Annotated in this window: 9 protein-coding genes; 1 reads left to right on the plus strand and 8 read right to left on the minus strand. The window is 63.6% G+C overall.

The features are described 5' to 3' along the window. From Mspo_RS17000 to Mspo_RS17035, 8 genes are all read right to left on the minus strand, one after another. On the minus strand, nt 1-2,051 hold a 2,051-nt coding region (locus Mspo_RS17000), incomplete at its 3' end, for a penicillin acylase family protein (protein WP_159731825.1). Further along, nucleotides 2,044-3,756 carry a cyclic peptide export ABC transporter gene (locus Mspo_RS17005; RefSeq protein WP_159731827.1) on the minus strand — a complete coding sequence of 571 codons (1,713 nt, stop codon included), beginning with the start codon at nt 3,754-3,756 and terminating at the stop codon, nt 2,044-2,046. The genes Mspo_RS17005 and Mspo_RS17000, both read right to left, overlap by 8 nt. 96 nt (nt 3,757-3,852) lie before the next feature. Then, complete coding sequence (locus Mspo_RS17010; RefSeq protein WP_159731829.1) at nt 3,853-5,256, minus strand: nucleotide disphospho-sugar-binding domain-containing protein; 1,404 nt, start codon at nt 5,254-5,256, stop codon at nt 3,853-3,855. 17 nt (nt 5,257-5,273) lie between these two features. After that, the gene (locus Mspo_RS17015; RefSeq protein WP_159731831.1) at nt 5,274-10,349 is read right to left on the minus strand and encodes a non-ribosomal peptide synthetase; all 5,076 of its coding nucleotides are present in this window, start codon (nt 10,347-10,349) and stop codon (nt 5,274-5,276) included. Continuing rightward, on the minus strand, nt 10,346-19,018 hold the full coding sequence (locus Mspo_RS17020; RefSeq protein ID WP_306344973.1) for a non-ribosomal peptide synthetase: 8,673 nt from the start codon (nt 19,016-19,018) through the stop codon (nt 10,346-10,348). Before Mspo_RS17020 ends, Mspo_RS17015 begins: the two co-directional genes overlap by 4 nt. Then, nucleotides 19,008-19,898 carry a cupin-like domain-containing protein gene (locus tag Mspo_RS17025; RefSeq protein WP_159731835.1) on the minus strand — a complete coding sequence of 297 codons (891 nt, stop codon included), beginning with the start codon at nt 19,896-19,898 and terminating at the stop codon, nt 19,008-19,010. Before Mspo_RS17025 ends, Mspo_RS17020 begins: the two co-directional genes overlap by 11 nt. A gap of 183 nt (nt 19,899-20,081) precedes the next feature. Next, nucleotides 20,082-20,306, minus strand: coding sequence for an MbtH family NRPS accessory protein (locus Mspo_RS17030; protein ID WP_159731837.1), 225 nt, complete (start codon nt 20,304-20,306; stop codon nt 20,082-20,084). 47 nt (nt 20,307-20,353) lie between these two features. Further along, nucleotides 20,354-21,871 carry a diaminobutyrate--2-oxoglutarate transaminase gene (locus Mspo_RS17035; protein WP_201281734.1) on the minus strand — a complete coding sequence of 506 codons (1,518 nt, stop codon included), beginning with the start codon at nt 21,869-21,871 and terminating at the stop codon, nt 20,354-20,356. Between the two features lie 1,004 nt (nt 21,872-22,875). Between Mspo_RS17035 and Mspo_RS20325 the strand changes: the two genes are divergently transcribed. After that, nucleotides 22,876-23,472 (plus strand): RNA polymerase sigma factor, encoded by a 597-nt coding sequence (locus Mspo_RS20325; protein ID WP_159731841.1) that lies wholly within the window; start codon nt 22,876-22,878, stop codon nt 23,470-23,472. The last annotated feature ends 169 nt before the right edge of the window (nt 23,473-23,641 follow it).

The raw sequence follows: 23,641 nt of genomic DNA on the forward strand, positions 1-23,641 counted from the left end.
GCGCATGACCGCCGCCTGGGACGACGACTTCCTCGCAAGTCTCGTCGCCGCCTGAAATCCTTCACCCGATTCCCCTGCAAGAAATGGCTCCAGTCGTGGGCGTCGAGCTCCGGCAGCAATTCCGGCCGGCCGCTTTCGATGATTTGCCGAATGGGCTCGTCCACATTCGCCCAATCATAGGCGAAGTCACGGTCCAGCGCGCGGCAGCGGGCGAGAATGGGCGACAGCAGCGCCTCGATCAGCGCTTTGCGGAATTCGACGAGAAGCGGCAGGCCGAAGCTCTGCGCCTCGGCGCGCCCGTCCCACGCCTCGAGAGCTCGGATCAGGGCGGCGGTTTCTTCCACCCCTTCCCCCTTCGTCGCTTCCAAGCTGCGGCGCGCGGCTTTTCGATAGTAATCGTAAAATTCCGTCGTGGTGTCGAGCTGGAGCTCCGCCATGTCTCTTTCGTCGACGCGCGACATCCCGCGCAGCTTCTGGCTGATCCGCCAGGCGCGAAAGCCGCCGGAATAGTCGTGGCCGATCTTCGCAGCGAAATCGGCCGCCGCCAACATTCGATGGTTGGCGTTGACGATGAAGCCCGACGCCGGATCGATGACGCTCGGCAGTTCTTGCGGTGAATAATAGTCGTCCCAACCCACGCGTCCGTCATCCCAGAACTCTGAAAACAGCCCGACGAGGCCCCTCCGTTTCGGAAATTTGCCCATGAACGTCCAAGCGATCGAGCCCGAGCTGTCCGCGAGCAAGGCGTTGAGCGGCGGAACGCCCGCGCTGCGCAGAACGGGCAGAGCCTCATTCACCGTCGCGACGCGATCCATGTCGATCAAGGCGAGATTGGTCGCCGTCGGATCGAGCATCGTCCAACGAAGAGCGACCTTGTCTCCCAGAAGAGGCTGCGGGAGAACCGGACCCCAGACCGTTTCCTCGACGCGCAGTTCGATGTCCCCGGCGCCGCGCACTCGAACGCGCTCGAGACGAGCAGAGAATTCGCGCGCGCCGTCAGGCGTTCGATATTTCGACGAATCGTCAGCGTCCGGACGCAAGCGGACGAGATCGGCGAAATCGCCTTCGACGCTCGTCAAACCCCACGCGACACGCCCGTTCGCGCCGGCGATCACCAAAGGCAATCCGGGCAAGGTCAAACCTTCTATGCGCGACGGCCCATAGGCGAGGTCGGCCCGGTACCAGATATTGGGTAGGCCGAGCGACAGGTGCATGTCATTGGCGAGTATCGCGCGCCCGTCCCGCGTCTTGCTCGGGCCGACGACCCAACCGTTGGAGCCTTGCGGCGCGCGCCTTCCACGAATGAGCGCGACGTCGCGCTCCGCTCGTTCGTGTCCGCGAAGCAGCAGCTCGAGCTCGCGCGCAGGAAGCGTATCCGACACGCAGCGTTCGGGCCCGCGCGGCGCGAGCGATTCGTTGTAGCAGTCGCTCTCGGGCGTGAGGAATTCGACGACGGAAGGCGGAAGAGCCGCCCGCATGACGCTCGCCGTGCGCTCCTGATCCACCGAATAGGAGAGATCCGCGAGGCCGAGCGCCACCAGTATGCTGTCTTCACGACGCCACGGCTCCGGCGCATAGCCGAGAACGATAAACTCCCACGGCCATGCCGGCGCGTCCTTCATCGCCTGATTGACGCCGGCGGCATAAGAGGTCAGCACGGCCTGCTGTCCTGGGGGAAGCTGTCGCAAAATCTCGCGCGCCAGCTGCTCGAAGCCCATCACACGGCTCCACTTGTCCTCTTTCACGAGCGCCTCGCCGAACAGCTCGGCCAGCCGTCCCCCCGTCTTGCGGCGCATGAGATCCATTTGGAAAAGGCGGTCGCGGGCCGTCGCGTAACCCAATGCGGCATAGGCGTCTTCACGGTTTCCCGCCGTGATGTGAGGCTCGCCGATCGCGTCGAAGGTCACCTCGACGGCGCCGCGCAAGCCGGGAATGGCGCGGGGGCCGCTGTCGCTGTGCAGGGGAAGACGCAAGAGGCCATATACGGCGCCGGCCGCCGCCGCCAGCGCGATGATGGCCACGCAGCCCGCAAGGCTCAGCGCTCTACGCATGTTCGCGTCTCTGTCCGAACGAGGGTTGGAATTCGAGTTCGCTCGACAACGGGCCATCGATCCGGCCGGCGTTCATGCGAATGACATGATCGGCCACATGAAAATAGCGGTCGTCATGGGTGATGACCACGACCGTCTTGCCGCACGACTTGAGATCGGGCAGGAGCCGTCGATAGAATAGGTCGCGGAATTGCGGATCTTGTTCGGCGGCCCATTCGTCGAACAGGTAAAAGGGCCGATCCTCGACATAGGCGGTCAGCAACGCCAACCTCTTGCGCTGGCCTCGCGATAGAGCGGTCGTGGAGAACCGCCCCTGCTCGATGCGAAGCTTGCCGTCGAGCTCCAACAGCGTCAGCAATTGCTCGGCGCGCGCCTGCGCCGCAGGCCCGCCGTAGCCGAGCAGTGGGTCGAAGACATAGGCGTCGGCGAAAACCGCCGAGAAGTTCTGTCTGTAGGCCTCTCGATTCTCGTCGCACACACGCTGTCCGCCGAGGCGCAGCTCGCCTGCTTCCGGGATGATCAGGCCGAGCATCAACAGGGCCAAGGTCGTCTTGCCGCTTCCATTCCCGCCGGTGAGGAAAACGATTTCGCCGGGCCGGATATGAAGGCTGATGGGGCCGATCAGATAATCGGCGTCGTCGCTCTCGTTATTGTATCGATAGGTCACTCCGACGAGCTCCAAAGCGCCGGGGCGGAGCTGCGAGAGCGCTCGCGACCCTTCCTCGGTGTCATGCGTATCGTTCGTGAGCTTCAGTCCCATCGCCTCGATGTTGCGCAAGGCGGCGGCGCCGCGGCCGAGCTTGGGGAGCCAGCCCCCTATGAACGACAGCGGGCCGCCGAGATAGAGCATGGCCACCGCGAAACCTGTCGAAGCCTCGGGAGAAAGTCCATGAATGCCAGGGACGACGAAAAGGATGAGGCCGATGAGCAGATAGAGCAGCGCCTCGGCCGCGCGTTCGACGAAGATGAAGATTCCCTGCGCCCTCGATCGCTGGGTCTTGAGCGCGCTGGCGGCGCCGCGCAGGTCCTCCTCGAGAAACGCCCGCCTGCGGCGAGCGTTCATTTTCAGCTCCTTGCCCCCTTCCGTGACCGCGCGGAAATGGCGAAAAATCGTGTTCTCGGTCGACCGCGCGCGTTCGAGCCATCGCCAACCCCAGGTCTGCGGCGCTCGAACCGCGATAAAGCTCGCAGCTATGAACACCGATACGAAAGCGAAGAGTTCCGCGGATAGTGTCCAGAGATACGCGAAGACAGCGACGATCTTGGAGCCTTCGATCAACAAGGCCGGCAGAATCTCTTGAGCATTGACGACACTGTCGACGTCGCTGGTCAGAGCCGCCATCAAACGATGCTCGCCCAGCGTCTGCGCCTCTCGGAGAGGCGCGGCCAGAATACGGCGAGTGAGCCACAGACGCAGATTGAAGAGATTGTCCTGGGCGATTCGGGACAGCAGCATGATGGAGACGAGGCTCGACCCCAAGGAAACGAAGCAAAGCGCGAAAAACGCCGTGGCTGTCTCCGACAGATCGCCCCTGCCGCCCTCGAGCGCATGGGTGATGAACGCGAGCAGCCACATGCTGCTGGCGCCCGCGATCGTCCCGGCGGCGACCGAAACCGCCAAGGCGCGCTTGGAGGCTGCGAAGAGACCCCAAAGGCTCCAGCCGCGCACAGGTCGCGCATGTTCTCGAATTGTCTTCTCGGCCATGCGCCTCCCTCGACGCTTCTCGGCCAGAGCCGCTGTCGAAATGCCCAATGGCTCGGGTTCGTCTCGACGAAACGGATCTGCGATGTTCACGAATGGTCAGGCCGGCGTCGCTAACTTCGTGTCGCGCCCGGAAGGCGCGTCCGCCGGCGCGCTCTCTTCGGCAGAGGAGCGTCCCTGCGAACGCAAAATGGATTCGAGGAGCGTCACTCCCCTCCCCTCCGCCTCTTCTTCTGCGAAGCGCGCCTGCATGATTGCGAGCTGCACGCCGATATAGGGGTTGTTCATCGTCGCCTCGACGAGAGACTTCAATCTCGCGCCGTCGACGTCGGCGAGCTCTCCGCCATTCGTCGCCACGCCGTGATATGTCGCGCGCGCGGCAATGCCGGGATGATCTCCCCCGAGGGGAAATATCACCATGGGAACGCCGAGAAATATGCATTCCTTGACCGTGTTCGCGCCGCCATGGCTGACCATGACGCTCGCGCGCTTCAGCAGGGCGATCTGCGGCGCATGTGCGACCACGACCGCATTCGCCGGAATCGCGCCGAGCTCCTCCAGGCTGGCCGCGCCTCCGGTCGCCAGCACCCACTGCCATTCGGGCGTCGTCTCGGCGGCGTCGAGCATCGCTCGATAGAAGCGCCGATAGATTTCCGGAGAGCGCCACAAGTAGGTTCCGAGAGCGCAATAGACGAGCGGCTTGTCGGCGTCGAGCAAGCGCCAAGGAAACGCGACCTCGCGGCGTTCGAGTCCGATCGACGCGCCTATATAGTGCTGATCGGGAAGCGGCGACGACGGAAAGTCGAAGCAGGAGGGAAAGGGGACGATCTCGGTCAGGGAAACCGCAAGCTCCCTCGGATATGCCGTCTTTCGCCGAAACGCCACGAGTCCATATTTCGCCGCGACGCGCCTCGTCAGTCGGTCATGACCGAAAAACAGCAGCCGTTTTCGCCATTCGATCCGTTTCCAAGCCACCCAGATGCGGGCGGCGCTCCACAGCGACTCGCGCCGCCGAGGTATGATCGCGGACGACATCGGAGGGAGACCGGTTCCGTCGCGAGGCGCGAGGGTGGAGCAGAAGTAGGCGCTCTGGATTCCGCGCGACTGCGCCATCAGCGCGGGCCATTCGATGTAGGGGCCGCCCGAGAAGAGGATGATGTCGGGCCGCAGCTCGCCCAACGCCGAGAAAAACTCCTCGTCGCCGCCCGCGAGCAGATAATCGACGAAGCGCCGAAAGACCAAATGTCTGCGCGGCGCCCAGAGCAGATGGGCGAGGCCTTGTCGAAGAACGCCCTGATTGGTCAGCTCTCCGACGCTGCCTTTAGGGAAATGCTCTTGAAACAGCGTGACGAACGCAAATCCGTTCGCCTCGACCAGCTCCCGTGAATCGGCGACCCCGACATAAGTCACGCGATGCGCGCGCGCCTTCAAATCATTCGCCAGCCGGAAGCTGGCGTTCAACGAGCCGACCTCATGCAGGATGAAGAATATCACATTCGACATGGGAGCGCCTCGCGAGCTCAGATCGACCACAGGCTTTCGCGCCGCTCTGCCTCGATCGGCGCAATGCGCGCGATCGTAGGACGCTCGCCGCCGCGACGGAGATTTTCGACCAGCTCCGCGAGCCGAGCGACGCTCGGAGCCTGGAAGACGCCCATGAGCGGGACATCGACGCCGAGATCGTCTCTCATGCGGCGCGCCAGCGTGGCGGCGAGCAGCGAATGTCCGCCGATTTCAAAAAAATCATCGTGGACGCTCACCTCGTCGGCCCCGAGGAGCTGCTTGTACAAATTCGCCACTTTCTGCTCGATCGGGTTGCGAGGAGCGACATGCGGCGCCGGCGCGGAAGGGCGCGATGGCGCCATCTCGGCGATTTCCGCGCCGTGGCCTTGGGCGCCGGAGGGAAGCAGCAGTTGAGAAAGGCGTTTCCCCGGATCCGCCGCGACGATTTCGAGCAGCGCCGAGTAGTCGGTCAGCATCCGCCGAGCCGTCTCGGCGTCGAACAGATCGCTGTCGTATTCCCACTCCGCGACGAGCGTAGATCCACGCTCGACCTTGGCCAGCGTCAAATCGAAGCGCGCGGCGCGCGTGCGCACGTCGAGAGCTTCGACCGTCAGTTCGGGCAGCTCCATCGCCCTCAGCGGCGCATTCTGCAGGACGAACAGGACCTGGACCAGCGGATTGCGGCTCGGATCGCGCGGCGGATCGACCTCTTCGACGACCTTCTCGAAAGGAACGTCCTGGTTCTCTTGGGCCTCGAGCGAGGTCTCGCGAACGCGGCCCAGAAGTTCGTGAAAGGTGGGGTCGCCGTCGAGAGCCGTGCGCAAAACGAGAATGTTGGCGAAAAACCCGATCAAATTCTCGACGTCCGGGCATGTGCGGTTGGCGATCAACGTGCCGACGCAAATATCCCGCTGGCCGGAATGGCGCATCAGCAAGACCTTGAAGGCCGCCAGCAAGACCATGAAGAGAGTCGCTCCGGCGTTTCGCCCGACTGTTCGTAATCCATTCGCTATGGCCGCAGGAGTCTCGAATGTGAGGGTCGCGCCTCGATGACGCTGAATCGGCGGACGCGCACGATCGGTCGGCAGCTTCGATCGCAGCGGCGCCCCCTCGAGCTTCCGCCGCCAGTAGCCAATCTGACTCTCGAATTCCCCATCGCGCAGGCGCCGGCGCTGCCAGACCGAAAAATCGGCGTATTGGATCGGCAATGACGGCAGATCTGCCGGAAGCTCGCGCCGGAAAGCGGTATAGAAGGCCGTGAAATCTCGAATGAGAACGTCGGTAGACCAGCCGTCCGAAACAATGTGATGAAGCATGACCGCGAGGACGTGCTCGCGCTCGCCGAGCGCGAGCAGCGTCGCGCGCAGCAACGGCCCCCGGGCCAGATCGAAGGGTCTATGGGCTTCCGCTTCCACGAGGCGCCGCATCTCCGCTTCCCGCTCGTCGGGGGCGAGCGCCGAAAGGTCGACCTGGAAAAAGGACAAATCGAAGTCCAAAGCGACGATTTGCGCCGGTTGGTCCCCGTCGTCCGAAAAGGTGGTGCGCAAGATTTCATGCCTGTGCGCCAATCGGCGCAGCCCGTCTTCGAGCGCGGCTGTGTCGAGCCGGCCGGTCAGGCGAATAGCGGCGGGTATGCAGTAGGCGCTGTCGCCGGGCAGGAGCTGGTCGAGAAACCAGAGTCTTTGTTGCGCGAAGGACAATGGGAGCGAGCCCTCGCGCGCCGCCGGCGAGGGGGCGGAGCCGGACGATGAACGCAGCCTGTCCAGAAGCGGCGCCAGCGCCGCCACGGTCGGGCGATCGAACAGGCTGCGCAGCGGAAGATCGACGCCGAAGGCCGCCCTCGTTCGCGACACCGCCTGTGTCGCCAGCAGTGAATGCCCCCCGAGCTCGAAGAAATCATCGTCTACGCCGATGTGCGGGAGGCCCAATACGCTCGCCCAGATGTCGCAGAGCCGTCTTTCCGTGGATGTGCGCGGCGCCACATAGGCCGCTTGCGCGTGTCGCGCGCCGAAGTCCGGAGTGGGCAGAGCGCTTCGATCGATCTTGCCATTGGCCGACAGCGGCAGGGCGGCGAGTCTCACGAAGGCCGAAGGAATCATATGATCCGGCAGAGATCGACGCAGTTCGCTGCGCGAAACGTCCTCGTCGAACTCCGGTTCGCGCGTCGGAACGAGATGAGCGACGAGCCGCATCTCTCCACGCTCGTCGCTGCAGGCCGTCACGACGGCCTCACGCACGCTCGAAAGCGCCGACAGAACGGCTTCGATTTCTCCGAGCTCTATGCGAAAGCCGCGGATCTTCACCTGATGATCGACCCGTCCGAGAAACTCGATCGTCCCATCCTCTCGGTATCGAGCGAGATCGCCGGTGCGATAGAGCCTTTCGCCCCTGTCGCTGAAAGGATCCGGCGCGAAGCGCTCGGCTGTCGGACCGGCGTGGTTCAGATAGCCGCGTCCGACTCCCGCGCCGCCGATGAACACCTCCCCGTCGACGCCGATCGGAACGGGTTCGAGCCATTGATCGAGCAGATAGATGCGCACGCCGGCGATCGGGCGTCCGATCGGAACGATCGGCTCGGGGCGCACCCGCTGGACCGTGCTCCATACGGTAGCCTCGGTCGGACCATATTCATTGTAGAGCGTGACGGCGGGAAGCCGCGCGTAGTGACGCGACACGATCTCCGGCGCGCATGCCTCGCCGGCGACGATGACGGCTCGCAACGACGGGGCGCGGGCGACCTCCGCCTGATCGAGTAGAAGACGATAGACGGACGGCAGGCACAGAAGATGCGAAAGGCCGTGGCGGACGATCAGCTCGCCGAGCCGCGCGGGATCGTGCTCGAAGCCTGGCTCGGGGATGCACAATGTCCCGCCTTCGGCGAGGGTCCAGAAGAGTCCAGCGATCGAGCTGTCGAAGGCGAAGGACGAGAGGAGCAGGAATCCGCGCGGCTCCTCCGGATAATACAGGCTCCGCGCCCGAGTGGAGTGAACGGCGTTGGCATGGCTGATCACGACGCCCTTGGGCTTGCCGGTCGATCCGGACGTATAGATGACATAGGCGGCGCAATCGGCGTCGCCGCCCGTGCGAGGCGCGGCGGCGCTCTGCTTCGCGATCGTCGACCGATCTCGATCGAAGCACAGCGAAACGATATCGGCCGAGGGCAAATGGGTGAGCAGCTCTTCGCGCGTTACGATCAGGCCGATGCGAGAGTCATCGATCATATGGGCGATCCGCGCCGCCGGATAGCCGGGATCGAGGGGCACATAGGCTGCTCCGGCCTTGAGGATGCCGAGGACGCCGACGAGCATGTCGACGCCTCGATCGATGAAGAGGCCGACGTGGGTTTCGGGCGCGACGCCCTTTTCCAGCAGCGCGTGGGCGAGTCGATTCGCCTGCGCGTCGAGCTCGCCATAGGCGACTTTCTCGCCCTTACACACGATCGCGATCGCTCGCGGGCTCCTTACGGCCTGGCGCTCGAACAGCCGATGCAGGAGTTGCTCGCCAAAGGGAAGCGCCGTGACCGCGTTCCATTCATCGAGCAAAATGCGCCGCTCGGCTTCATCGAGAAGCGGCATCTCGGAGAGACGTCGGTCCGGATCGGCGGCGGCGCCCTCGAGCAGCACGAGAAAGTTCCGCGCCATGCGTTCGATCGTCGCGGAAGCGAAGACGGCTGGGTCATATTCGAACCAGCCGGACAGATCGTCGCCGCTTTCGGCGATATGCAGCACCAGCTCGAAGACCGCGCTGCGCTTGACGCCGTCCACGGCGCTCACTTGCAGATCCGGAATGGCGAGCTGTTCGAATCCCATATTGTGAAATACGAACATGATCTGGAAGAGCGGAGCCTGATCTGCGTCCCGCGCCTGCGGGCGCAGCTCCTCGACCAGCCGTTCGAAGGGCAGATCCTGATGCGATTGCGCCTGAGACGTGATCGTCTGCGTCTGGGCGAGAAGCTCGTCGAAGCGAGGGTTTCCGGAGAGATCCGCGCGAAGAACCAACGTATTGACGAAGAAGCCCATCATCCCTTCGACGTCGATCCGATTCCGATTGGCGATGGCGGTTCCGACGCTGATGTCCTGTCGGCCGGAGTAGCGATGGAGAAGCGCATAGAAAGAGGCGAGCATCACGACGAATTGCGTCGCTCGGCGGCTGCGCCCGACTCTGCGCAGGCCCTCGCGGAGGGATTGCGGAATCTCGAAAGTGAGCTCCGCTCCCGGGCCTGGGGTCTCGCGTCGTCTACCGCGCCTTGGTAGCGCGATGGTCGGCGTATTGCCGGCGAGCTTGCCTCGCCAATAGGTCAAATGCCGCTCCAGCACGGCGCCTTGCAGCCACTTTCGTTGCGCCACGGCGAAATCGGCGTATTGCAGCCGGGACACAGGCGGAGGCGCGGGCCGCCCTGTCGCCGAGGCGGTATAGATCGCAGCCAATTCTCTGAAGAAGAGCGCGGACGACCAATCGTCGGTCACGATATGGTGGAAGACGATCAGCAGAATATGTTCTGGAACGCCGGATCGGTCCGGCAGGACGAGAAGGCGGGCGCGCATCAATGGAGCCGTGGCGAGATCGAACGGCTCGTGCGAGTCTTCGAGAGCGATGCGGCGCACGGCCTTTTCGCATTCGGCTTCGTCCAGCTCGCCGAGGTCCCGGATCGGCAAGGGCATGACGACGTCCTTGCAAATGTGCTGGACGGGAGAGTGGTCTCGTAGACTGTAGCAAGTGCGTAGAATTTCGTGTCGCCGAAGAATTTCGTCGAAGCTTCGCTCGAGGCTCCTCACGTCGAGCTTGCCGGTCAGCCGCAGCGTCACCGGTATGTTGTATACGGCGGCGCGGGGGTCGAGCTGAGCGAGGAACCAGAGGCGCTGCTGCGCGAAAGAGAGCGGCAGCGGCTGTGTGCGATCGGCGCGTTCGATCTTCGGAAAGTCCGATGTCGTGGAAGCGAACAATTCTCGAAGCTCGTCGCTATAGGCGTCGATCGCCGCGCGCAGATCGAGAGTCAGCGCGTCACGCGGAGCCTTGCAACGCAACCGCATATCCTGAACGTAGAGGCGAATGTCGCGGAGCTGCAGCTCGCGCAGGAGCTCGGGCAATCTCATAGCTCGATGTCCTCATAGTCTTGCGGAGCGGGCGAGTTCTCCTCGACTTCGTCGCGCATGGCGCGGCTCGCATCCACCGCCTCCGCCATTTCGGCGATGGTCTGCGCTTCGAACAGCGCGCGCAGCGGAATTTCCATCTGGAAAGACGTGCGGATTCGGGAGGCGATGCGGGTCGCGAGCAGCGAATGTCCGCCGAGCTCGAAGAAATTGTCATGGACGCCGACATCTGGGACGCGGAGGACGTCGGCCCAGATTTTGGCGAGGATGTGCTCGGTCTGGTTTCTGGGGGCGACGAAGCGGCGTGCGATCTGGGCGCCGAGGTCGGGCTCGGGCAAGGCCTTGCGGTCGACTTTGCCGTTGGACGTGAGCGGCAAGGCGTCGAGCGGGACGAAGGCGGACGGGATCATATAGTCGGGCAGCGTCTGGCGCAGATGCCGGCGCAGCTCGTCGGCGTCGACGTCGCCGAGGCGTCCGACCACATAGGCGACGAGCCGATAGAGGCCGGCTCCCGCCGGACGAGCGACGACGCTCGCCGCCCGGACGAGGGGATGGGTGGAAAGGCGCGCCTCGACCTCGCCCGGCTCGATCCTGTGGCCGCGGATCTTCACCTGGTGGTCGACCCGCCCGAGAAACTCGATGACGCCGTCGGGACGATAGCGGCCGAGATCGCCGGTCCGATAGAGCCGCGTTCCGGCCGGACCGAAAGGATCGGGCGCGAACGACGCCGCGGTGAGATCGGGCCTCTGCAGATAACCGCGCCCGACCTGCGCGCCGCCGACGCAGATCTCTCCCGGCGCGCCGATCGGCGTCGGCTCGAGCCGGCGGTCGAGGAGATAGATCCGCGTATTGTCGACGGGCCGGCCGATCGGCACGCTCAGATCATTGCCCTGCGGCGGGCTCTCGATCGGATGATAGGTCACGTCGTCGGAACATTCGGCCGGCCCATAGGCGTTGAGCAGCCGGACCTGCGGATAGCGCGCCATGAAGCGCCGGCACAGATCGGGCGAGAAGGCCTCGCCGCAGGGCAGGAGCCAGCGCAGCCCGCAGAGCGGCGTTGCGCTCTCGGAAATGTCGAGCAGCGCCCGGATCATGGACGGCACGGCCTCGAGGATGGTGACGCCCCGCCCCTCGATTTCTTCGGCGAGCCGCTGGGGATCGCGCGAGACGGCGTCGGGGAATATCTCGACTCGGGCCCCGATCGTCAGCGCGGTCAGGAACTGCCACACGGAAATGTCGAAGCATTGCGACGCGGTCTGCGCGATGACGTCGTCGGGCGTGAGGCCGAGCGCCGGGATCTTGGTGACGAGATTGTTGAACATGCCGCGGTGCTCGACCATCGCGCCCTTGGGCTTTCCGGTCGATCCCGAGGTGTAGATGACGAAGGCGAGATTGTCGGGCGCATGGCGTCTGGGAGGCGCGTCGGTCCTTTTCTCTCCGGCTTCGAGCGCGGCCGTGTCGAGGACTTTCGGACGCGGCTCCGCGAGGCCGAGGACGATGTCGTCGGCGCGCTCGCGCAGGGCGGAGCCGGCGAGCAGCAGACCGGCCCGGCTCTCCTCCAGCACGCTGGCGATGCGGCCGTCGGGATGAGCCGGATCGAGGGGGAGATAGGCTCCTCCCGCCTTGAAGACGGCGAGCAGCGCGACCAGGAAATCGAGGCCGCGTTCGTCGAGCAGGGCGACGACGACGTCGGGACCGACGCCGCTGGCGACGAGGGCGTGGGCGAGGCGATTGGCGCGCTCGTCGAGCGCGCGATAGGAGAGCCTCGCACTGCCGCAGGACGCCGCTATCGCCTCCCCGGACGTTCGCGCCTGCGCCTCGAACCGGGACGCGACATCGAGAGGCTCCCCATAATCCCACGGCCTTCCAGCCCAAAACGACCGAACCGTCGCCCCTTCCGCCTCGTCGAGAAGGTCCACCTCGCCGACGCGGCCGCCGGTCTTGTCGATCAGGTCTTCGAGACCATGCTTCAAGCGCGCCGCCATGCTCTCGATGACGGGCCTTTCGAAGACGTCCCGATCAAAGGTCAGACGAAGCGTCAACGACTCGCCGGGAATCGCGACGAAAGTGAGCGGATAATTAGTGTGGACCCGCAATTGCTGAAGATCGATGTCGAGGATGTCCTTGTCCTCGCGCAGGGTCGGATCGACCGGCGCATTCTCGAAGGTGAGAAGATGCTGGAACAGCAACGAATCGGAACGAGGAATGGAGCTCCAGCTCTGAATTGCGGATTGAGAAACATATTCGTGCTGCCGCATCTCGAGATTGTCCGACAGCAGCCCTCGCAGCCAATCGACGACGCGCTCCTCCGGGCGGATTCTCACGCGCAGAGGCAGGCTGTTGATGAAAAGGCCCAATGCCGATTCGGCGCCCGGAAGATCCGTCGGACGGCCCGCGACGGTCACGCCGAACACGACTTCGTCGACTCCGCCGACCCGAGCGAGCAGCAATGCGACGGCGCCTTGCACATAAGTGTTCACCGTGAGCATGTTTTGACGCGTGAGCTGCTCGAGCCGGCGGCAATGCTCGGGGGAAAGCTCGACGATGACGTCGTCGACCGCGCCCGCGGCGTCGCCGGCTGTGGCCTTTGCCCCGACCAGCGGCGTCGGCTCCGAGAAGCCGTCCAGATACCCGCGCCAGAAGCTTTCGGCCGCCGCCGGACTGCGCGTCCGCAGCCAAGCGATGTAGTCTCGAAATTGACTGGCGGGCGCGACCGCTGCCGGCGTCCCGCGCCGCGCCGCGGCGTAGCGCGCGCGCACGTCGAGCAGCAGCGGCGAGGTGCACCAATCGTCCATGATGATGTGGTGGAAGCTGCGCACGCAGATATGACGGTCGTCGCCGACGCGGATGATCTTGATCCGCATCAGCGGCGCGCGAGCCAGGTCGAAGCCTTCCGCGCGCTCCTGCCTCAACATTTCGTCGATGCGCGCCGTCCGCTCATCCGACGCCAGAGGTCGGAAATCGAAGACATCGACGGGCAGAGAGGCCTGCCAATGCACGATCTGATGCGCCCGACCGCCGGTCTCGGATATGAAGGAGGTGCGCAAGTTCGAATGACCTTCGACGACGCTCCGCCATGCGGAGACGAAATCATCGATATCGAGCGGTCCGTTGATCTCGTAGCGCTCCTGCATGTGATAGAGGCCGGCGCCTTTGTGCGAGAGGGCGTGGAAAAGCATGCCCTCCTGCATCGGCGTCAACGGATAGATGTCCTCGACGTCTCCATGCCTGCGTTTGATGCGCTCGATCTCCTCCGCCTCCAATTCCGCCAATGAGAATGGACGGGCGAACTCGGAGAGCGCCCGCTCGACCGCGGTGACGGAGGACGCCTCGGATGACAGCGCGCGCAGCCGCGGAGCCAGCAAGCCTGCCGACGGGCTCTGAAACAGGTGACGCGGCGTCAGCTCGTATCCGGCCTGCCGCAACCTGCTCGTGACTTGGATCGCGCGGATCGAATCGCCCCCGAGCTCGAAGAAGCTGTCGTCTCGCCCGATCCTTTCGATGCCGAGCACGTCCGCGAAAATGTCGCACACGAGCTCTTCGACCGGGGTCTGCGGCGGAACATGGGGACGCCGCCGGGCGCCGTCCGGATCGGGAGAGGGCAGCGCCTTTCGGTCGATCTTGCCGTTCGGCGTCAGCGGCATGGCGTCCAGGCGGACGAACTGCGTCGGAATCATATAGTCGGGTAGGTCTCGCCGGAGAGCCGCATCGAGCGCGCCCGCATCGAGAACAGCTGCAGTCACGACATAGGCGACGAGCTGCCGCGAGCCGAACGCGTCCGTCCGCGCGAGAACGACGGCCTCGCTTCCTCGCATGATGCGTGAGAGAGCCGATTCGATTTCCCCGAGCTCTATCCGGAAGCCCCTGATCTTCACCTGCCGGTCGATGCGGCCGAGGAACTCTATCTCCCCATCCCGGCGATAGCGCGCGAGATCGCCGGTGCGATACAGGCGCTCGCCGCTCGAAGAAAACGGATTCGGAACAAATCTTTCGGCAGTGAGGTCCGGCTTACCGAGATAGCCGCGCGCGAGGCCGACGCCGCCGATGTATATCTCCGCCGCGACTCCTCGCGGAGCCAGTTCGAGATTCGTATCGAGCAGATAGAGCTGGATATTCGCGATCGGACGCCCGATCGGAACGACCTCGGACTCCTCGCTTCGCGAGCATGCGAAGGCGCTGACGTCGATCGACGCCTCCGTCGGACCATACAGATTATGCAGCTCCACGCGCGACGCCTCGAAGAAGCGACGCGCGGCCGACGATGGAAGCTCCTCGCCGCTACAAATCACGCGACGCAGCGACGGCAGAGTCGACATATCGACGACGCTCAGGAAGGCCTGCAGCATCGTCGGCACGAAATGCAGAGTCGTCACGCGCTTGTGTCGAATGACCTCCGCCAGCCGGGCCGGGTCGAGATGATCGTCCGGCCCGGCGAGCATCAGCCGCGCGCCGACGAGCAGAGGCCAAAAGAACTCCCAAACCGAGACGTCGAACCCGAAGCGCGTTTTCTGAAGAACCGCATCCTCGGAGGTCAGCTCGAAACGTCCTTGCATCCAGGAGAGGCGGTTGACCACCCCGCGATGCGGCGCGCCGACGCCTTTCGGCTTGCCCGTGGAGCCCGACGTGTAGATGACATAGGCGAGATTTCCGGCGTTCGCGCGCGCGCTCGGAGACTCCGCGGTCTCCGCCGCGATCTCATGCTCGTCTTGATCGAGCTTCAGCAGATCGATCTCGGACGGCAGGCGAGCCGACAGCCGCTCTATCGTGATGACGAGACGAGGAGACGCATCGTCGATCATATAGCCGAGACGCTCCAGCGGATAGTCGGGGTCCAGCGGCAGATAGGCGCCTCCCGCCTTGAGGACGGCGAGCAGCGAGACGACCATCTCGATCGACCGCTCGAGGCATATTCCCACGACCACGTCCGGCCCGACGCCCCGGCGGCGCAACAGACCCACGAGCCCGGTCGCTCGCGCGTCGAGTTCGGCGTAGCTTAGACAGCAGTCCTCGAATTCCAGGGCGACGGCGGCGGGAGATTTGGCGACCTGCTCCTCGAAGAGCTCGTGAATGAGCTTTTCATCGGGATAAGGGCCCGTCGTATCGTTCCAATCGACCAATAGCCGGAATCGTTCCGCATCGCTCAGCATGGAGAGACCGTCGACGCGCTGCTCGGGCCGAGAGACGATATCCTCGAGCAGCCTCCGATAATATTGCGCGAAACCCTCGATCGTCTCGGACCTGAACAATTGCATCTTGTATTGGAAGGAGACGAGCAGCTCTCGCCCGACCTCGGCGGCCATGACTTTGAGGTCGAATATTTCGGTCCGTTCGGGCAGGCTCAGAGATTTCGCGGATCGGCCGCAGAAGGAAAACGTTGTTCCTTCTTCGCCGAGCGCGAGCGCCGCCAGATCGGCCGGCACGCCGCTTTGCGCTTCTTGCAAGACGAACCAGGTCTGGTAGATCGGCCATTGATCGCCGTGGCGTTCCGGCTTGATGCGCTCGACGATCAGCGGAAACGGGAAACGCTGATGCTCGAGAGCGCCTCTCACGCGCGCCTGCGTCCTGACGAGAAGGTCGCGAAAACGATCGTCGCCTCGAATCCGGGTTCGCAAGGCGATCGGATTGACGCAATTGCCCACGAGACTCTCTGCTTCGGAACTCAAACGGCCGCTGGTCGGCGCTCCGACCACGATGTCCGTCTGCCCGGAAAGCCTGTGGAGCAGGACGAAATATGCGGCGAGCAGAAGGGAAAACAGGCTGGCTCCCTCCTGCTTCGCGAGCGCCTTCAGCCTGCTGCCGAGTTCGCCATCGAGCCGAATCGGCGCTGACGCGCCCCGATGATCCGGCGTCGACGCACGGCGAAAATCGGAGGGAAGCTCGAGCGTCGGAAGCGGACCAGCCAGTTGCTCGGCCCAATAGGCCCAATCGCTTTCGGACGCCGGGGAATCGAGATAGCGCGCCTCACGGCGGAGAACGTCCGAATAGGCGCCGTGCGCGACGTCGCGCGCAGCAGTCCGATAAACGGCGTCGAGCTGCGATACGAAAGTCAGCAGCGACCAGAGATCGACGGCTATGTGATGCGCGGCAAAGAAAAGAATCGAGCCTTTCACGCCCCGATCGAACGAAACGATGCGCAGCGGCGCATCTTTTTCGAGATCGAAACGGCGCCGAGCCTCGCGCGTGAGCGCGGCGTTCAAATCGCTCTCGCTCCAGGCGGCCGCATCCTCCCGGCGCAGCCATTCTCCGAGCGCGGCCAGAGAAACCGTTTCCTGACCGGAGCCGTCGGCGCGATAAATCGTGCGGAGCTGCGAATGCGACTCCATGAGCTGCGACACGGCCGCCCGCAGACGTTCGAAGTCGAGCTCTCCGTCGATTGCGAGGGCGAGATGGAGATTATATGCCTCGCTCGCCGCATCTATCTGGTGAACCGTCCATATCGCGCGCTGACTGAAAGACATTGGCGCGCATGGCTCGGGCGTCCGACCGGGCGAGCCGTCGGAGGCGATAGCAGCATCGTCGAGCGATCCCGCGATCGAGTCCGCGGCCTCGGCGATCGTCATGTCGGATAGGAAAATTTCGATCGGCGTTTCGACGCCGAGCGCCGTATCGAGCGCATGCTTCAGTTCAACGGCGCGAAGCGACGACAGCCCGGCGCGGGACATGCGGGTCCCGACGCTGAAATCGCTCTCGGAACTCTTCAGCAATCGGGCAATGTTCGAGATCACGAAACGCGCGAGAAGCTCCGTCTTCTTGGCGTGATCCAAATAGTTGAACGCCTGTCGCAAGAAGGCGCCGACATGACGAGCGTCGTCGGCGTCCGCCGCGCTCGTCGAGTCACCGCCGACCGACGCCATGCGCTCCATGCGGCCGAGCGCTTTGAACTCGTCGCCGAGATAACTGCGCCGACATTCGCTCCGCCGAATTTTACCGCTCGATGTCTTCGGAACCGATCCCGGTTGCACAAGGACGATATCCGCTGGTTCGATCCCGATGTCGTAGACCACGCAGTCCCGAATCCGACGAAGAATCTCTCTTTCGCCGCCGCTTCCGATCGTCGTCGAGAGCGCTCGGTCCGGCTCGACGACAATCACGAGCCGCTCTCCGTCTTCGATCGTCACGGCGAAAGCGGCGGTCGAGCCGCGCCGAAGCCCAGAGACGTTTTCCTCGATCGCATTCTCGATGTCTTCAGGGTGAAAATTGCGCCCGGCGACGATGATGAGATCCTTCAGCCGGCCTGTGATATAGATCTGCCCGTCATCGACGAAGCCGAGATCGCCGGTGCGTAAATAGGAACGCCCGTCGCCGCCCGCGATCTTCGCCTGAAACACGCGCGCCGTTTCCTCCGGCCGGTTCCAATATCCTTGCGCGACGCCGGGGCCGGCCGCCCAGATTTCTCCGATCGCGTTCGAAGCGCATGGCCTCGACGTGTCCGGATCGACGATCTGGACGTCGTAACCCTCCCATGCGTGACCGCAACCGATCAGCCGAGCGGATTTGCCGTTTCGAATCTGGGCGGCCCGCCGGGCTTCCAGGGCGTCGCGATCGACGTCGATCGCGACGACGCCCCCGGCGCGCCTCGGCGCGGTCACGACCAATGTCGCCTCCGCGAGGCCGTAACATGGAAAAAAGCTTTCCTGACGGAAGCCACAGCTCACGAAGGAGACGGCAAAACGTTCTAGCGTCGCGGCGCGCACTGGTTCTGCGCCGCTGAACGCGATCCGCCAGCCGCTGAGATCCAAATCGCGTTTATCCTCTTCCTTGATCTTGCTCACGCACAGATCGAACGCGAAATTGGGGCCGCCGCTCGTATGGGCCCTGAAGGTCGAGATCGCCTTCAGCCAGCGTAGCGGCTTTTCGAGGAAGGCCGTCGGCGACATCAGATAGGCCGTCGCCCCGACATAGAGCGGTTGCAGAATGTTCCCGATCAGCCCCATGTCATGATAGAGCGGCAGCCAGCCGACCAGGTCGGAATTGCCGTCATGGGCGAAGCTTTCGGCGATGAGCAGCTGATTGCTCGTCAAATTGCCGTGGGAGACCATCACGCCTTTCGGATCGCCGGTCGACCCGGAGGTATATTGCACGAATGCGAACCGATCCGCGTCGGGCGTAAATGGACTCCAAACGCTTGCCCGCTCAGAGGCAATCTCGTCGGTGGCAATCCAAGGCGACGGGCCCGAGGCCAGGCGGTCGCGCGCTTCCATCTCGAATCGATCGCGCAGCGACGCGATCGACAGAACGGCGGCAGGCGCCGCATCTTTCGCAATGGATTGCAGCCTCCGCAGATGTCGCCCGGACGGCGGATAGGCCGGCACGGCCACGACGCCCGCGTACAGACAACCGAAAAACGCCTCGATATAGGCGAGGCCCGGCGGATACAGGAGCAGCGCGCGTTCGCCGCCGACGCCGAGAGTGCCAAGATGCTGGGCTATGGCGCGGGCACGCTGGTCCAGATCCGCGAAGGAGAGACGCGCGCCTTGGCGCTCGCCGTCCTCCAAAAATACATAGGCAGGCTTGGTCGGCTGTTCGGCCGCGCGCGCGCGCAGCAGATCTACGAAATTGGTGAAACCAAATCGGGCGTTCGTCTCGCGGATGCTGTCGAAAATCGATGACATGTTCGCACCATTGCGGTTATGTCCGGACAGTTTGAAATGGCCTTGCCCGTCATGACACATAATTGAGATAGGCCTTGTAGTACGGCAGCACGCGCCGAGCGGGAATGTTCATCCACATTCCGAGGGCGACGAGCGCATTGTAGTACACGTTCTCGATAGGCATCCCTCGAGCGAGAGCCAGCACGCCCTTTATGGCGCTGCTTTTCGTATGCCAATCCACATTGAACGACAGCGCGCAGTCGAGGCTTTTGACGTGGTGCAGAGTTCCTGGCGGCATATAGAGAACGTCGCCCGGACCGACCACGACGACGGCGCGTGTCGCATCTCTAAAGAGCGGATAGCGATCATGGGCCGGATCTTCGACATCGACCTCGCACCAACGCCAGTCGTATGGATAGCAACGCTGCAGTTCTCGATACGGCAACAGCGTAAAGCGCTTTCGGCCCCACACTTGGAAGAAGAGATTGTGGGTGAGTAGGCAATCGAAGTGCAGCGGCGTGACGCTCGCCGTCGGTCCGAGAAACATCTGGGCGAAAGACGTCCAGTCGGCGCCGTACCAGGACGGGAAGAAGTCGCGGGGAAAGGACGCGAGGTCGCGAGCGGCGCGCGAAAACACGCTCGTCAATGGAACATCGTGAAGATAGGCAGGCGGCTCTTGCTCTCGTCCTGTATTTTTGGCGTCTTCATAGCGATCGATCTCGTCGAGATAGTCGCTCATGGGCATTTGCTCGACACGGATTCCGCCGCCGATCCATCGCTTCAGCGACGCGCTGTAGGCGCCCGCGTTCCTGCGAAGATACTCGAGAGTCCAATCCCTCGCCGCCGGACAGGCGTCCAATGCTCCACGCACCACGACGGGCCGGGCGGGTCGGACATAAGAATTCGCGAAGTCTCGTGGCGACAAATAGGCCAGCTCGTCTATCTCATAGGCCGTCGACATTTTGGCTTTCCGTTTCGTGGTGGAGCAAGACCGAGCCCCCGAGCGTGGCGCTGGCGCCTGCCGTCGTTCGCGGGGAGACCGACCGCGTGACGGCGCGCATGAACTGCGTCGCCGCAACGCCGATCGACCCGTTGCTCGCCCGATGAAACAACGATCGCTATGGTCGCGGACGCGGTGGGAATTCTAGCTTCTCGGAGGCGAGGCCTCCTGCATGCGGCGACGCAAGCTGAGCGGGCGCATGTCTATCCAGACCTGTCGAATGAAGTCGAGACAATCCGCTTTCGAGCCGGCCCTGCCCACCGAGCGCCATCCGCCCGGGATCTGCTTGTGTTCCGGCCAGATCGAATATTGCTCCTCTTCATTGACGACGACCGCATAGACCGTGTTGTCTTCTTCGTCCCACGCCATGACTTTTCCTCGTTGTGTTCTCGAACAGTGAAGTTGCCTCCGCGCCCTCAACGACATGCGGAGGAAGCATGGATTCGATCCACAGCGTTCACCGCCGCCTGGAATCTGTCGAGAATTGCATCGATTTCGTTGCTGTTCACGATAAGTGGAGGCAGGAAGCGCACAACCGACGCGAACCGTCCGCCGAGTTCGAGAATGAGGCCTCGACGCAAGCACTCGTACTGAATTCTTCGCGCCGTCTCCGGAGCCGCAGGCCGAGGCGCTCCTTCCGAGGCGCCGTCGACAATTTCCACGCCGACCATGAGGCCTCGCCCGCGAACATCTCCGATGCAGGAGGCGTCGTCGGCGATCGACTCGAGTCCTTGCCGAAGACGATGGCCCATCTTCGCCGCGTCGAGATCGAGCTTTTCGCGCATGATATGGCGGATCGTCGCGGCGCCTGACGCGAAGGCGAGCTGATTGCCGCGAAACGTCCCGGCGTGCGCGCCGGCCTTCCATAGATCCAGATCGCGATGATAGATCACGACGGATAGCGGCAGCCGCCCGCCGATCGCTTTCGACAGCACGAGCACGTCCGGCGTCACACCCGCATGTTCGAATGCGTACATTCGCCCCGTGCGCCCGAGACCTGTTTGCACTTCATCGAGGATCAGCGGAATGCCGCGCCGTTTCGTGATATCGCGGACCGTCCGCAACCAATCGTCGGGGGCCGGATTCACGCCGCCCTCTCCCTGAACGACCTCGAGAATCATGCCTGCCGGCAAAAGCACGCCGCTGTTCGGATCGTCGAAGAGGTTTTCGATATACCGCGCGCCCATGGCCGTCCCGGCGTCGCCTCCGAGTCCGAATGGACAGCGATAGTCCGAAGGATAAGGCAGAAATTGCACCTCACCGCCGAGCCCGCCGACCGCTCGCCGCGGCGTCGGTTCGCCGCTGACGCCGAGGGTCGCATGCGTCATTCCATGATAGGCTCCGTGGAATGATACGACGCCTCGCCTTCCCGTCGCGGTCTTGACGAGCTTGAGCGCCGCTTCGATCGCATCCGCGCCAGACGGACCGCAAAATTGTATTTTGAACTCCTCGGCGAATTTTGGCGGGAGACTGTCGAACAGCTCGCGGGTAAATCGATCCTTCAGCGGCGTCGGCAGATCGAGCGTCTGGAACGGCGCTTCCGCCGCTAGTGTCGCACGGATGGATTCGACGACGATCGGGTGATTGTGCCCGAGCGCCAATGCCCCTGCTCCCGCGAGGCAGTCTATGTATTCACGCCCTTCTGTATCCTCCACCACGATTCCGCGGCCCGTTCTGAGGGCGATCGGCAAGCTTCGCGGATAGGTCCTCGCGCTGGACTCGATATCCGCCTGCCGCGCAAGATAATGATTGCCGAAGGACACATAGAGCGGATACGCGGAATGGCTCCCGTCGGCATCCGATTTCCGACCCTCCCCATCCAAACGACGATCGACGGCACGCACGCCTTCGTTCGACTCCACGCCTAACTCCGGATCGGTTTGCGCGGTCGACGGCGCGAGGCGGCTCGCAAGAGCATCTAACGATTTGGACATCGTGCACCCCCATAGGCGCCCGCGACGACGAACCATTTCCGTCGGCGTACGCATTCTCACTGACTTAGACGTTCGAGGCGCGGCGAATGTGCCAAACATTTTTTTGTGCGCTTTCTCGGATCGCTCGCGCGCGCTTCGACCCTAGCGGTTTGACTCTTTCTGTCCGACCGATGCGCGCGGCATTTGACCGCGATGCGCATTCGAAGAGGAAAAGGAGTGCTCCTCGATCGCGCGCGATGCGCTGGCCGGCGCTCGCGGACGACGCCGAAAGAGGTTGCGTCTGGTGGCGCGATGAAAGGGAGTGTCGATTGCGCAACTCTGCGCATCGTGTATAGTCGAGTTAAGATGAGCTGTGACAGGCGGAGTCTCAGCGTGCTTCGGCAATTTCTCTTCGCACTGTTGACTTGTTTCTATGTCTTGGGGCTGTCGGCGGGCTTCGCGGCGACGCTCGCGGGACGAGACGACGTCTCCCAAAGCCAAACGTGCTCACAGAGAGACGCTACGACCGACCATCCGTCGCCGAGCGTCCCGTGTCCGCTATGCGACGACTGCACACTTTGCGCGTTCGGATGCGGCGCCTTGTCGTTCGCCGGGACCTGTGGTCGAAAGGCGGATGTTCGTTTTTCCTCTATGGCGCCGAAGATAAGCAGCGACATATTTCATTTGTCGATCGCCTTGCGCGAGCGCGCCCATCGAGCCCGCGCTCCTCCAGCCTGACCATTCCCAAAGACCTCTGCTTCTGAACGCTCATTCGCTTCGCGATCGAACGACGCCCGCAGCGTCGTTCGACGCCACATCTTCTTTTTGCGCCGATGGGAGCGCCTATGTTCGATCATCAAGAGAGTTTTGTCGCCGAAGCGTCCCTTGCGCTGTCGCGTAAACATCCTGCGCCCCCGCTCCGGCCTATGCTCACAAAAAGCGTCGGCGCGACCGACCGCGCCTCGCAGCGCGGCGCCGGCGACGATTTGCGCCGAGCGCCTCCCTCCGATCGACGGGAGCCCGCGATGAGCCGGTCGGAGCGGTCCGTAGATCATCTGTTTCGACATTATAGCCGAGCGCTCAACAGCCTGGTGCGCCGCCGGGTCGGAGTGGACGACGCCGAAGACATCATCCAGGAGGCCTATCTCAGGCTGCTCGAGCTGGAGAACGCCGAGGAGATCGTCGACCCGCGCGGCTATCTCTTTCGCATCGCATCCAACATGGCGATCGATTGGTCGCGAAGGAGACGAACTCGCATGGCGTATTTCGTCGAAGATGCAGAATTCGACGAACGGACTTGCGGAGATTTCGCCCGCATGCGCGCCCTGGAACATGCGATCACGCTCCGGTGCGTGCAGCTCAGCCTTGCGCGGCTGCCTCGGCCCTCTCGCGAGATGTTCCTGCTCAGCCGTCTCTATGGCATGAGCTACCTGGAAATCGCCGAGCGATTCGGTGTTTCGTTGCGGACTGTCAACCGGAACATCGGTATTGCGGTCGACCATCTTCTCCAATTCGTTGTCGACGATAAAACTGACGATGGCACATGCGCGGGGCGGCGATCGAGACCCGAGGGCGAGACGATCCCCTTACGGAAAACGATTTCCGCCGATCGCGCTCTGTAGACGCGCCGAAACGCCTTCGACGAAGGCGCTGCGGCGCTTGCGCGGCGGGATGTAGACCGACGAGCGCGGAAGAGAACGGCGCAAAAAGATGCCGAGAACGACTTCAGATGGCCCGGATTTCGGCGCGCGCCGTGGTCGCCGCGCCGGGAGCCGTCTCCTGGCTGAAACA

The sequence above is a fragment of the Methylosinus sp. Ce-a6 genome (assembly GCF_009811655.1).
Taxonomy (GTDB): domain Bacteria; phylum Pseudomonadota; class Alphaproteobacteria; order Rhizobiales; family Beijerinckiaceae; genus Methylosinus.

Excerpts from the sequence above, each read along its gene's own strand:
- Mspo_RS17010 (WP_159731829.1), bottom strand. The coding sequence starts at position 5,256 with ATGTCGAATGTGATATTCTTCATCCTGCATGAGGTCGGCTCGTTGAAC.
- Mspo_RS17030 (WP_159731837.1), bottom strand. The coding sequence starts at position 20,306 with ATGGCGTGGGACGAAGAAGACAACACGGTCTATGCGGTCGTCGTCAAT.
- Mspo_RS20325 (WP_159731841.1), top strand. The coding sequence starts at position 22,876 with ATGAGCCGGTCGGAGCGGTCCGTAGATCATCTGTTTCGACATTATAGC.
- Mspo_RS17025 (WP_159731835.1), bottom strand. The coding sequence starts at position 19,898 with ATGTCGACGGCCTATGAGATAGACGAGCTGGCCTATTTGTCGCCACGA.
- Mspo_RS17035 (WP_201281734.1), bottom strand. The coding sequence starts at position 21,871 with ATGTCCAAATCGTTAGATGCTCTTGCGAGCCGCCTCGCGCCGTCGACC.
- Mspo_RS17020 (WP_306344973.1), bottom strand. The coding sequence starts at position 19,018 with ATGTGTCATGACGGGCAAGGCCATTTCAAACTGTCCGGACATAACCGC.
- Mspo_RS17015 (WP_159731831.1), bottom strand. The coding sequence starts at position 10,349 with ATGAGATTGCCCGAGCTCCTGCGCGAGCTGCAGCTCCGCGACATTCGC.
- Mspo_RS17005 (WP_159731827.1), bottom strand. The coding sequence starts at position 3,756 with ATGGCCGAGAAGACAATTCGAGAACATGCGCGACCTGTGCGCGGCTGG.